We start from the raw sequence: 12924 nt of genomic DNA, 5'->3' as shown, positions 1-12924 counted from the left end.
ACCTCAACCAGCCACCAGATCGTACCCGCGCCACTCCTTGACCGTGATGTCCGCAAAGCTGCCCACAGGGAGCTTCTTGTTCACGAAAACGGTGGTGTCGATGTCAGGGGCATCCATCTCACTACGGGCCACGCCGGGCTCTTCGACGAGCACACGCATTTTGCGGCCCACCTGCGTGGTGTTGAAACCTTCGATGCTGCGCTGGATGGCGCGCATGGCCTCGTTCCAGCGGGCCTTGCGGGTCATGTGGTGGATTTGATCCTCCATCTTCGCTGCGCGCGTGTCTTCCTCACGGGAGTAATTGAAGACGCCGGCACGTTCAAACTTCGTGTCCTGAATAAACTGCAGCAGTTCGTTGAAATCGGCTTCGGTTTCACCGGGGAAACCCACGATGAAGGTCGTGCGAATGGCAATTCCGGGGATGCCGGTACGGATGCGCTTGATGAGATCGCGGATGTAGGCGCCATCAGTCTCGCGCTTCATGAGGCCCAGCATGCGGTCGCTGATGTGCTGGAGCGGCATGTCGATGTAACGCGCGACTTTGGGGCTCTCGGCGATGGCCTGGATGAGGTCGTCACTCCAATGCGCCGGATGCGTGTAGAGGAGGCGGATCCAGAAGTCGCCTTCGATCTTGTTGAGTTCGCGGATGAGGGAGGACAGGGATTCACCCTTGGTGGAATCGACGCCACTGCGCGGCTTGGGCCGCTCCTCCGTCCATTTGTCCATGCCGAAGTAGGTGGTGTCCTGGGAGATGAGATTGATCTCCTTCACCCCGCTGGCGACGAGCTGCTGCGCCTCTTTGACGATGCTTTCCTGCGTGCGGCTGCGGTGGCGGCCACGGATGCGCGGGATGATGCAAAAGGAGCAGGGATGGTTGCAGCCTTCGGCAATCTTGATGTAAGCCATGTGCTGCGGCGTGAGGCGGAAGCGCGGTGTGTCGTAATCCGGGATGTACTGCGGCTGGCGGGTGACGTGATTTTCCTGCTCGGGATTCTTCGCGCCCATGAGCTTCTGGATAATGGGGGCGACCTGCGTAATCTGATCAAGCCCGATGAAAGCATCCACTTCCGGCATGAGGCCGGGAAGCTCCGTTGAAAAGCGCTGCGACAGGCAGCCGGCGACGATGATCTTCTGCCGCTCTCGCTTTTTCGAGCCCGCCCGCTGGTCCACCGCGTCATGCACAGCGCCAACGCTTTCCTTCTTGGCCATGTCGATGAACGAACAGGTGTTCACGATGAGAACATCCGCGAGGTCCGGCTCGGGTGTCATGACCATGCCTGCCTGCTGGAGGTGGCCGATCATGATTTCCGAGTCGATAAGATTTTTCGCGCAACCGAGGGAGACGAGGCCGACTTTAATCATGGGGCGCGGATGGTAGCGCCTTTGCGGCAATCGAAAAGGAGAAAGATGGCCGCCGTGTGGCGGTTCTCCATCCAAAATTCCACTTGCGACTATGAAACGAGCACTGGGGCCTGTTCCGGCACGCGGCTGGCGGTGATCTCAAAAGCAGGCGTTTCCCCCTGCGATTTCTGCACAGCTTTGGCCAGCGCCTTGCTCAAACCATCCAATGAGTAGGGCTTCAGCATGATGTCCACCGGCGGTGTCCGTCCCTGGCTGAGGATGGTAAATTCGTCGGGGTCGATGACAAAACCGCTGCAAACCACGACGGGCACATCATTGCCGACAGCACGCAATTGTTTGAAGGTGTCACGCCCGGAAAGTTTGGGCATGTAGATGTCCAGCAGGACGGCGTCCACCTTCTCCTGATTGCGCAGGAGGATGTCCAGCGCCTGCTGGCCGTCGCACGCTTCCAAGACGCGGTAGCCAAGGAAGCCCAGCATGTTCATGGCGATGGAGCGCACTGGAGCCTCGTCATCCACGACTAGAATGGTGGTCTGACCGCCGACCGGGGCATTGATGGCGGGTCCGTTATTGATCGGCGTCTCCTCTTCGGTCTGTTCGGGATTCAGCAACCGTGGCAGAAACACACGGAACTCGCTGCCGCGTCCCACTTCGCTTTCGAACTCAATCCAGCCGCCGTGCTCACGCACAATATCCTGCGCGGTGGAGAGGCCAAGGCCGGTGCCCTTGCTGCCCGCCTTCGTCGTAAAGAAGGGCTCAAAAACGCGCTGACGGTGCTCTTCAGAGATGCCGTGGCCGTTGTCACGCACCACGAGCATGACGAAGTCGGCCGCATCGTTGCTTTCAGCTGTTTTCGACGGCATGCGGTGGGTGACGTTTTCGACGGCGATTTCAATCACGCCTTTGTCAGCAGGCAGGGCATCGCGGGCGTTGAGGCAGAGATTGAGCATGACCTGCTCGATCTGCGTGGCGTCGCCGGTCGCGTAGGAGGCGTCCATGCCGCCGCGCATTTGAATGGTGACCCGCGGATCCACGCTGTGCTTGAGGAGGTTCTGCACGTCGGCCAGGAGGCGCTTGAGGTTCATGGACTTGCGCATGGCGACGCCGGTGCTGCGGCGTGAGTAGCCGAGGAGCGATTTCACGAGCTCCGCCGCACGTGTGGTGGCGTGGTTGGCGTTTTGCAGCTTGTCTCGTACCCCAGCCTGATTGGACGCCGGAGTGAGTTCAGCCAGCGTGAGATTGCCACGAATCGCGGTGAGAAGATTGTTGAAGTCGTGGGCGATGCCGCCGGCAAGCTGGCCAATGGTGCCCATCTTCTGCGATTCACGCAGCTGATTTTCCAGCAACCGCATTTCGGAGCGGTCTTTGACGATCCAGATGCGTCCGATCACTTCACCAGCATCAGTCCGCATCGGGCTGGAACGCAGGGAAAAAACTCGGCTGTCACTGGAGACGAGCGGCGGCGTTTCATTCTGGCCCTCGAGGCTGGCGGAGGTCTTTTCGATCCAGGCTGTAATCACGGCCTTTTCTTCAAAGCGCTCGATCAACGCATTGAGGACGCGCGTGGAATCACGCCCGGCAACTTCTTCGACCGGCTTGCCGAGGAAATCATCCAGTTTGGAGTTCGAAGCGATGATGGAACCCTGGGCATCCACCACGAGCACTCCCTCATCGCTGGCGGCAAACAGGCCCTGCAGTGCTGTGAAGGCCTCACGCAGCAGGCGCTCTGCATTGAGCAGGCGCTGCGCCGTCTGGCAGGCATGCTGCTCGGCGGCATTAAGCGCCTGGCGCTGCTTGGCAAAGACCATGTTGATGTCACAGCGCAGCTTCCAAAAATCGGCCGGCAGCCATTCAGCAGACTGCGCGTCCGGTGGGACACCCCGCAGCACCGCTGTTGTGCCTTTCATGACCGCTGTCGTGGGTTTGAGCAGCCAGCCGGAAATCAGATAAGCGGCCAGGAACACACCACCGCCGAGAAGAATGCCGTTCATACCGAAGAACCATTCAAGTGGCTGTCCCATCATACGGGTGGCTCCTATGGCCGGCAAAAAGCCGAACAGCCAGAGGGGGAGCAGGATACGGAGTCTCAGAGAGTTCATAGAGGGTGAAATCGAAAAACGGGGGATTGGGACGGTCAGTTGACGGAACGGTTGTCAGAAGAATTGTTGCGGCTGATGATCTGATGCATGCAGTGCTCAACGGCCGCACTGAGGTGGCTTTCTAACCACGTTTCCATCTCACCACGCAAGGCGGTGATACCGGCCTGCATTGACTGCCCAGCTTGAGGAAGCCGCTGTTCCATACGATCCAGCCGGTCATTCAACGCGCTCACATTCATGGCGATGCCGAATATATCGTTGCGCAATTGATCTATTTGAGCCGGCAAGTCATGGGCTAAAGCAACCTCTTGTGGAGAGGTTGGCGACGCCGCTGGTGCCACTTGCAACTCAGCTGGCAGAACAGTTCCCTGATCTTGCCTCAAGGGCTGACTAGCTGAATCCCCAGTCCAAGGACGTGTGAAAGGAGGACCTGCATGCGGCACGGCTTCCTTCGCAGGAGCTATAAAAATGTTCCCCACAGTGCGCTGCAAGGGCTCGGTGCTGACATGGCCGGGAGCATAGTTCATCACTTTCTCTGGAATGGCCATGTCTCTGGCTTCCGCAGGACTTTCGACCCCAGAGCTTTGGCGTTGTGTAGAGAATGAAAATGGTAAAGGCATGCTTGGAATCAGGCAGTCGGGGGAATTTTATCAATATTAACAATAAAATCCATAATTATTTTAAATTAATTTGAACGTTATACGCTGAAATCTCCGCGTTTTAGCTCTCTTTTGATGCCCAAAAATAATTCCTAATCTTGGTTTAATTCGTTTGTTTTCAATACTTTATAAATTTCCACGGAGTGGTTAATGCGATATTTTTTCACGCTCTCACCCTAAATAGGTGAATCGCAGTCTTCTTCTTCAAAAAAGCACTGCCTTGCGCGATCCTCAGCCATGGCTACCCTCTCGGTCACATGGACGAACGTATCACTCAACGCTTGGAAACACATCTGGCCAGCCAAGGACTGCGCCGCACCAAGCAGCGGGATGTCATTGTCGAGGCTGCCTTTGCCACCGATGACCACTTCAAAGCCGAAGAACTGCTGGAAAAGGCACGCAAACTCGACAGCACCGTTTCACGGGCCACCGTTTATCGCACCCTGACTCTGCTGGTCGAATGCGGACTGCTGCGCGAAGTCGATCTAGGCCGCGACCAGACCTACTACGACCCCAATTTCCTCGACAAACCCCAGCACAATCATCTGATCTGCCTCGATTGCGATCGCGTGGTGGAGTTTGAGGATGATCACACCGCGCTGCTGCATGACTGCATCACACGGCGGCTTGGTTTCCAGCCCAGCATGAAGAGCATGCGCATCGAAGCCCACTGCGATGAGCTTCAGCGGCTGGGTAAATGTACCTACCGTGATTCCAAGCTCGCGGTAACAGCCTAAAAGATCACACCCGGCGCCAGCGCTGGAATGTCTCAATGGCCTCGTACTCAGCCAGGCCGAGCGCATCATAAAGCCGTGCATTTTCGCGATTGGTCTCCGGAGCTTCCTTCTCCAAGGAGGACAAGGCACCATAGCGTGACAAGGCGTTGGCCTTGCGCTCAATCTGCAAGGGGCTCATCGGAATCGCCATGTCAATCTCATGCGGCTCCAGCGGCCGTTCTTTGCCGCGATACAGCCACACGCTGCAGGAACCCGCGAACTCCTCGCCGGCACACGACTGCAAAGCGGTCACCAGCAGGCGGAAGCAGATGCCTGCCACGCTCGATGGATCGGCTGCATCACCCGTGATGTAGATCTGGTGGGGCTTGTGCTCCTGTAACAGGCGCACCAGTGCCGTGTGATCTTCCTCCGTGCTCTTGAAGCGACGGTAACGACCCTGTTCATAAAAGGGCAGATCCACAAAGGTCACACGATCATTGGCCATCCCCACCGTGTGAGCCGCATCGCGCAATTCACCGCGCAGAATCAGCCCCTTGAGCTGCCGCAGCAGCGGCGGGTCCTCGCCAAATTCACCCTTCGCTTCCAGCAGGCTCAGCGCTTCCCGAGCATAAGCCACCTGAGCAGCCCACGTGGTAGGATTGGCCGCATTCGAAGCCAGTTCGAGTAATGTCTCGGCAAATTTATCAGCCTCACTGTCCGGCACCCGCAGACTGCCTGAAGTCAGCGTGATCAGGCGCACGTCATGCCCCTGCTCGATAAGGCGATCCATCGTTCCGCCCATGCCTGTGATGGCATCCTGCGGTTCCGGACTGAAAACGAGGCAACGTTTTGGGTAAGGCCGTGCACGCTCAGGGCGGTAGGTGTCGTCCTCATCGGGCTTGCCGCCGGGCCAGCCGGTGATGGTGTGTTGCAGCTGGTTGAAGATGCGGATGTTGAGCTGGTAGGCCGGGCCTTGTTCGGAAAGCAGATCAGAGAGGCCGTTCTCATTGTAGTGCTCGTCCACCAGCTTCAAAATCGGGCGTTTGATCTTGAAGGCCTGCCACACCATCGCGCGGCGCGTCTCACGCGGTGTCCAGGACGCCGGACCGACAAGCCACGGCAGTTTGATGCGGGTGAGCTCACGGGATGCCCCGTGATCGATGAAGAACCTCGCATCCGGGTGATCCTGCAAGAACGAGGCGGAGATCACCTCGGTCGTTGGCCCTTCGACGGCTTTAGCCACCATCACGGCTTTGTTTTCGCCCCAGGCCATCAGCACCAGCTTTTTCGCCCGCAGAATCGAACCCACCCCCATCGTGATCGCGAAATGCGGCACGTTCTGCTCTCCGCGGAAATCACTCGCGGCATCCTGGCGCGTCACGCGGTCCAGCGTGATGCGGCGGGTCATTGAGTCGCGGCTGGAACCGGGTTCGTTAAAGCCAATGTGGCCCGTCCGGCCAATGCCGAGAATCTGGAGATCAATGCCACCCGCAGCTTCGATCTTCTCCTCATACTGGCGGCAGTGATTGAACACCTGATCTCCTGGCACCGTGCCGCTGGGAAGATTGATGTTCGCCTTCGGGATGTCGATGTGGTCAAACAACTGCTCCGCCATGAACATCGAGTAACTCTCAGGATGATCGGAGCTAAGACCGTAGTACTCATCAAGGTTGAAGGTGATGACGTTCTTGAAGCTCAACCCTTCCTCCTTGTGCAGACGAATCAGCTCGCGGTAAAACGGCACCGGCGTCGATCCTGTCGCCATGCCCAGCACCGCTGGCTTACCGGCCTTGTTCTTGGTCTCAATCAACAGCTTCACTTCCTGCGCCAGCGTCTTGGCCGCCTTGGCTGAGTCTGGGAAAATGACAGTCGGAACTTTCTCGTAGGCTTCGGCAGGAGGACGAATGGACATGGTATTGGGTTGGGGCTACCCGAAGAGACCGAAAATCGCCGCTCACGCAACCCGCATTCGCGTAACTGCCTACTCGTTAGGTGGAGCCTAATGTATTCGCATGGCATGCTGAAAGGCGTATGTGTCACTCTTAACACCTGAATTCATGGCCTTCGTTTATTTCCTTGAAGACCACCCTTTCCAGAAGAATCAACGTTCCTCACGTTGCCATTTGCCCCCTTCAGAATCGACTACGCCCAACTCGAGCCGAAGCAGGCCTCCCGCTTTCGACAGTTGACCCGCGACTTTGCCCAGACCTCCGCACTATTCTACAAGCAGGAAATTGTGGCCTTGCGCATGGCGGTCTCCCTGACGAATTTCTGAAACCGCATGGCTGGCGGCTTCCGCAAATATACCTTCGAAAGCTCAAAACGAACCTCCCTACAAATCCAGCTCCGGCTTGAAATCCGAAGCGTGATACGAACTGCGCACCAGCGGCGCACTCGCCACATGGCGGAAACCCTTTTTCAGGGCGATTTGCTTGTAGTTCTCAAAGGTGTCCGGATGGACGTATTCGATCACCGGTAGATGCTGAGGGGAAGGCCGTAGATACTGGCCCAGCGTCAGCACGGTGACGCCATGCTCGCGCAGGTCGTCCATCGCCTGAAACAGTTCCGTCTCCGTCTCGCCGAGACCCAACATCACACCGCTCTTGGTGGCGCATTTGGTGCCCAATTCCGCCGCCATCTCCTTGGCACGCTTCAGCACATGCAGGCTGCGGTGATATTGCGCACGGCTGCGCACCAGTGGTGTCAGGCGTTCGACGGTTTCAAGGTTGTGATTGAAGATATGCGGCTGCGCCTTCATCACGACTTCCAGCGCGTCGTCCTTGTTGTTGAAGTCAGGCACGAGGATTTCAATCGTGATCGTCGGCACAGCAGCGCGCACCGCTTCAATCGTGCGGGCAAAATGTTCTGCGCCGCCATCCTTCATGTCATCACGCGCCACGGCGGTGATGACCACGTGATTCAAGCCCATGCGCTTCGTCGCCTCAGCCACACGCTGCGGCTCATCGGTCTCCAGAGCAAAAGGTTTGGCCGTTTTGACCGCACAAAAGCCGCAGGCACGCGTGCAGCGGTCCCCGGCAATCATGAAGGTAGCCGTGCCCTGGCTCCAGCACTCCCAGCGGTTCGGGCATTGGGCCTCTTCACACACCGTGTGCAGCTTCAAATCGGTGATCAGCCCCTTCGTGCTCCAAAACTTCGGGTCACGCGGCAGCGTCACGCGGATCCAGTCCGGTTTTTTGTCGCGATGCAGGGCTGGGTCGATCTTGGGGGTCATGGGCGGGGTGATGAATGGCCCAAATGAGGGCATTTGCAACGCGTTTGGACATCCATACGCAGCGCGATAGAGTCGGGATCATGCTGCCCGCCCTTTTCGACGGTTGGCGCTGATCTCAGTTCGACTCAATTGATCAATGCGCCCGCTTGCGCGTCAGCATGATCTCATTCCCCTCGGTATCCACGCACATCGCCAGATGCGGCGGCTCGCCATTTTCAGGCTGAGGTTCACGCGTGATCTGCCCACCCGCAGCGGCGATCTCCTGTGCGCCTTCGATCACGTCCGCCACCTGAAAGCTGAGTCCCGTCCAGGTGCGATTCCCCTCACCTCCGCCATGGATGCCAATGATCCCGTCACAGATGGACACCTCGCTGATGATGTCGTTCTGCTTGAGGATCGTGCCGCCGAAGACCGTGGCATAGAAATTCACCGCGCGGTTCATATCCACCGCCCAGATCACGTATTTGAGTCGTTCTACCTTCATGCGGCTTCAGTGCCACAATACGCGCCCTGATGACAGCAAATCCTACAATCCGCCGCATTCAGTTTCCAAACAACGCCCGCTGCTTGGGCGGAGCGGGGTTCGTGTTCGCCTTCGCCGGATTGCCACCAATGCGCTGTGCTTCCTGCAGTTCCCTCTTTGTGGGAGGCTTGCGCTCGTCCTTGTTGCCCCCCCCAAAAATGCGCGGGTTCCATTTGGTGTCGCCGATGGTCCCGGAGCCCTTGTAGGCCAGCAACTGAGTCACGGGAAACAGCAGGATGCCCAGGCCGCGCATTCGCACCTCCGCGTTGAAGTCAATGTCATCGCGGATGAAGTCCACGTTGCCACGGCTAAAGATGCGAAAGGCGCTGGATTCCACCTCGACATTTTCCGTGACGATGAAACCGTCCGACACCTCAAAGGTGCAGTCCGCTTTCTTGGCCACGTTGTAGCCCTTGATCGGGGAAGGAAGGAACGCGCCAATGATCGGGGTCAGCGGCCCGAGCACGGGCAGCGCAAGCAGATTGCCATTGACGATGATCAGCGCGCCCCCGCCCTTCAGCGCCTTCCAGTTGTTCATGCGTCCGGTGAATTTGAAATGTCCGCTGATGTCGCCGATGCTTTCATTCCCCGGCGAGTACACCTGCGCAAAACGCTGGAAGCTGAGGGCGTTCATGCGCAGCTCGCCGTCATAGGTGCTCGGCTCGCGGTTATCGTTCAAGGTGCCCTTCAAAGTCATGCCGCCCCCGAGCACATCCGCAGCAATGTCAATCCGCGCAATTCCCTCCCGGTTGTGCACATCAGCCCGGACTTCTTCAAACGGCAGCCTGCGGCCAAACACATCGTACGGAAAGCGTCCGGCCCGCACCTCCACGTCATAGCCCCGCACTCCTTGAGCGAGATTCACCGCACCCTTCGCCTTCAGACTGTCCCCAAACAGGCGGCCGTTAATATCAAAGTTCAACATGCTGCGGATGATGTTCACCTCGCCGTTGGGAGCACTGATCGGGTAGTCCTCATTCCACAGTTCATAGTGCGCAGCCCCCGCCGAATTTTTGAAGACCACCTTGTAGTTGTTGAACTGTGGATTGCTCTTGTAGCCGATCGTGCCGTTGGCCGTCACATCCGTTCCAGCGGAAAAGCGGTAGCGCGCGATCTGATCCGCCACCTTCGGCGCAAACGCACGAACGATGCCCGCCGCATCCGCGGTCGTATGCACGTTGACGAGCCGCAGCCACTTCGCGTCATCATCATCATTCACGAACACCAGCTCCGCCTCTGCCGGACCATCCGGACGTTGCACCCTCACGTTGGCATAATTTTGGATGTCTCCGAATAGCGCCAGATCCAGCTCAGCTGAATCAAATGGCACCCCCTTGTAGGAAAAATGGCGCAGCACACCGTGGCCGGAGCTGGGGCAGTCATGCAAGATGGTCGTCGGTCCGGCACACGCCAGGCTCACGTCGATGTGAGACGTTTCATCGAAGCCAAAGCGCTGGATGATCTCGCGCGTTTTCGGCCCGGGTATGAAAGGCAGAAATAAATTCGGGTCCATACGCAGCACCAGATTGGCTTTAAAGCCCTGCGTCCGGTGCTTCATCACATCCACCGCCAGGGTGCCCGTCTTGTGTTTCAGCATCGCATCACGCACAAAGATACCTTCAGGGGTGGCTCCAAGAGTCAGGCTGAGTGAATTGAAAACCTCACCGCGACTGCCAAACCGCCCGCAGTCCAGCCTGCCGGTCACCTCGGCGGGCAAAAAGTCCTCGGGCGTGGCCTTTTTCAAAAAGATGCTGCCTTCCAGCGCCAGTTGCGGGGCTTCATAAAACACCACCTCCCGCAGTTGTTCACTGCTGAAAAACGCCTGCGCCAAGCCCGGCAGGTCGGCGCTCGACGTCAGCCGGAAGCGCAGGTGATCCGCACCAATGCGCCAGGTGGCCGTGGCCTCCAGCGTGCCCAGATGATCCAGCAAATGCAGCCTCTTCAAGTCAACAAACCCGCCATCGTACTCCGCCTCCGCCACAAGTTCCTTCCACACATAATCTTCAAATTCCAAGCCGTCAGCCTGAAACAGCAGTTCCGCCTTGAGCTCCTGCGGCCGGTCCAGCGCGCCAGAGACCTTCACACTCAGAGTGGGCACATGCGGCGCGCGAAACCGTGCCAGCCAGTCCAGCCCATGTTGGATCTGCACACGATGCTCACGGATGATGCGCAGCCGCTCCTGCGCACTCAGGCCTGGCTCATCGGGATTTGATTCCGGCAGTTCCAACACACCGCTGATTAAAATGCGCAGCCCGTCAGACAGCAGCCCTTCCGCATGCCGGATGTCAAGCTGCCGCCCTTCCAGCAAGGCCCGCGCACTGAGATCTTTCAGCTCGATCGTGGTCAGTTCGGGGTGCTCCGGGTCCACCGGCAGCGCCATGCTCGCATGCAGCAGTTCCAGTCCGTCAATCTTGACCCTTCCCTCGATCAAGCTGCCAAAATCCACGTCCAGATTCAGCCGGTCAACCGACGCCACGACATGCTGTTTGCTCGCGTCATTGAACACCTTCACCCCACGAGCCACCATCCCGCCAAACGGATTTACCGTCAGCCGCTCAAAATTCAGATGTACCCCATGCTGCGCCAGTTCACCCGTGACAAACCCATGCCAGCGCTCATGGAAGGACGTCGTGTTCAAATACACGCCTCCCGCCAGCAAAAAACTGGCAACCATAAACAAGAGAAGACGGCGCAGGAAACGAAGCATGAGCTTACAAAGTTACCCAAGCTCTCCGAACTTCACAAGCTCTGGATAAACAACCGTCAACGGCTTTAAACTCCCCCTACCGATACTGCTCAGGCCTGCCGATGGGGAGGAGTCCCAAGGGCGCAATCTGACTGGCTCGCAGCTTTTCCGGCCCGATGCTCGGTGCATCTGCGGCGAGAAACACCGCCAGTTGAATCAAACCCGTCCGCCCCTGCGGGCTGGTGTCAAACAACACCGCATCGCCTTCCACCCTCTTGAATAGCAGCGGGCCCTGTGCCGAATGATCCAGCACCAGCGTAGCTTTTGACTCCACGCGCAGGCTGCCACGCCTGAGTGAGGCGGCACCACCTGTCTGAGAATCTTTACCATCAACGCCCACGCCAAGTTCCAGCGGCAGCGGCGTACGGTTTTTCAGCACGATGCGATAGGCCTGATTGGGCAGCCCCGCCACAAACAGAATACCGCCGCAAAGGTGCGACTCCAGCCACTTGCCCGACGCCACATCCTGCACTCCGAGATCCACCGTACCATCCCCCATGCGTGCAAGCCCGCGCTGTGTTTCCGGCACATCGCCCTGGCGTTCCACTAGGTGTCTGACCTGCTCAGGAGCGGCGTACACCACGCGGGCCACCATGTGGGGTGTCGTCGTCGTTTGTGCAGCACGGGCCGGAAAGCCCTGATGGAAAAGGTTCGGGTCCTGCTGCCACGCAGGCCGCAGCGGAGCAATGCTGCTGCCGCACGATGCCAGCAGGCCGGTGCCTGCTGCTGCCACTGCTTTGATCCATGCCATTGTTGTCCTGCCTGCGTTCCCTGAAGTCATTCTGAATGCTCTGTTGTCTTGATTTGAAAAGTAACACGCACCAGACCCGACACTTCTTCCACCGAACGACGCACCTCGCAGCCCATGAGACGCTCGATCATTTCGCATTCGAGTTCATCCACGATGCTGTAACGCGCCGCCAGTTCCCGCAGCGGTCGGTGATGCTCCACCAGAAGGAGGCGGCCCTGCGCATCGGTTTCGCAGGCACACATGCAGCCATCCGCACTGCGCAGCCGGGCCAGCAGCCGGGCACGCTCCTCCAGAGTCGCGGCTTTAGTCAGCTTGGCAGTCCATTCTTCCCCCTTGGCCTGGAAATAGGTGAACAACAGCTTCGGTGGAGCGCTTTCGCCAAAGACCTTTTCAGCCGTGCTCAGCAGCTCCAGCGTCATGGTCAGCCCACAGCCAAGGAAAAGGGCATCCGCTTTGGACGTTAGCCGATAGAGTTTTTCGGGCCTGCCTGCGGCCTTGGCCCGACGCCAAGTGTCGAGAAACCCGGCTTTTTCCAATTCCACACAGTGCTGCTTCACCCCCATGTAGCTCATCTTCATCGCCGTACGCAGCTCCGTCACCGTCATGCCCGTGGAATGCTTCAGGCGCTGGACGATGTCCAGCACCGGCGAATGCAGCATTTCTCGGAGCAAGGTTAGCATGGCGTTATGACCCTCAGACTAGCGCCTATGCCCGTCACGCGCAATGCTGCGTGCATCCTTCAACTGATCAGCAGCAGACGCGGCGGCTGTTCAGGCAGCGTCACCGGAGCACGGTGGATGCACGGCGGCACAGGACCGCCCGGATATTCAGTGGCG

Annotated in this window: 10 protein-coding genes; 1 reads left to right on the top strand and 9 read right to left on the bottom strand. The window is 58.4% G+C overall.

What is annotated here, in order from left to right:
• Positions 1–3 precede the first annotated feature (3 nt).
• From rimO to PSV43_RS15150, 3 genes are all read right to left on the bottom strand, one after another.
• Positions 4–1362 carry a 30S ribosomal protein S12 methylthiotransferase RimO gene (gene rimO / locus PSV43_RS15160; protein WP_300198936.1) on the bottom strand — a complete coding sequence of 453 codons (1359 nt, stop codon included), beginning with the start codon at positions 1360–1362 and terminating at the stop codon, positions 4–6.
• Positions 1363–1451: 89 nt separating this feature from the next.
• A complete protein-coding gene (locus tag PSV43_RS15155; protein WP_300198933.1) occupies positions 1452–3461 on the bottom strand; it encodes an ATP-binding protein in 2010 nt (669 codons plus the stop codon).
• A 35-nt stretch (positions 3462–3496) separates the two neighbouring features.
• Positions 3497–4081 (bottom strand): hypothetical protein, encoded by a 585-nt coding sequence (locus PSV43_RS15150; RefSeq protein ID WP_300198930.1) that lies wholly within the window; start codon positions 4079–4081, stop codon positions 3497–3499.
• A 296-nt stretch (positions 4082–4377) separates the two neighbouring features.
• Between PSV43_RS15150 and PSV43_RS15145 the strand changes: the two genes are divergently transcribed.
• Positions 4378–4857 (top strand): transcriptional repressor, encoded by a 480-nt coding sequence (locus tag PSV43_RS15145; protein ID WP_300198927.1) that lies wholly within the window; start codon positions 4378–4380, stop codon positions 4855–4857.
• Between the two features lie 4 nt (positions 4858–4861).
• Here PSV43_RS15145 and nagB read toward each other — a convergent pair whose 3' ends face one another.
• The 6 genes from nagB to PSV43_RS15115 all read right to left on the bottom strand — a co-directional run bounded on the left by nagB (position 4862) and on the right by PSV43_RS15115 (position 12768).
• Positions 4862–6748, bottom strand: a complete 1887-nt coding sequence (gene nagB / locus PSV43_RS15140) for a glucosamine-6-phosphate deaminase (RefSeq protein WP_300198924.1) — start codon at positions 6746–6748, stop codon at positions 4862–4864.
• A 420-nt stretch (positions 6749–7168) separates the two neighbouring features.
• Positions 7169–8068 (bottom strand): lipoyl synthase, encoded by a 900-nt coding sequence (lipA, locus tag PSV43_RS15135; RefSeq protein ID WP_300198921.1) that lies wholly within the window; start codon positions 8066–8068, stop codon positions 7169–7171.
• A 133-nt stretch (positions 8069–8201) separates the two neighbouring features.
• Complete coding sequence (locus PSV43_RS15130; protein ID WP_300198918.1) at positions 8202–8552, bottom strand: VOC family protein; 351 nt, start codon at positions 8550–8552, stop codon at positions 8202–8204.
• A 58-nt stretch (positions 8553–8610) separates the two neighbouring features.
• Positions 8611–11298: a hypothetical protein gene (locus PSV43_RS15125; RefSeq protein ID WP_300198916.1), complete on the bottom strand. Its 2688-nt coding sequence runs from the start codon at positions 11296–11298 to the stop codon at positions 8611–8613.
• Between the two features lie 76 nt (positions 11299–11374).
• Positions 11375–12088, bottom strand: coding sequence for a hypothetical protein (locus PSV43_RS15120; protein ID WP_300198913.1), 714 nt, complete (start codon positions 12086–12088; stop codon positions 11375–11377).
• A 26-nt stretch (positions 12089–12114) separates the two neighbouring features.
• Positions 12115–12768, bottom strand: a complete 654-nt coding sequence (locus tag PSV43_RS15115) for a hypothetical protein (protein WP_300198910.1) — start codon at positions 12766–12768, stop codon at positions 12115–12117.
• Positions 12769–12924: the final 156 nt, after the last annotated feature.

Origin of the sequence: Prosthecobacter sp. (genome assembly GCF_029946185.1) — a bacterium.
Lineage (GTDB): Bacteria > Verrucomicrobiota > Verrucomicrobiia > Verrucomicrobiales > Verrucomicrobiaceae > Prosthecobacter.
Note: the sequence above shows the minus strand (reverse complement) of the source record. Positions and strands in the feature narration are given on the sequence as shown.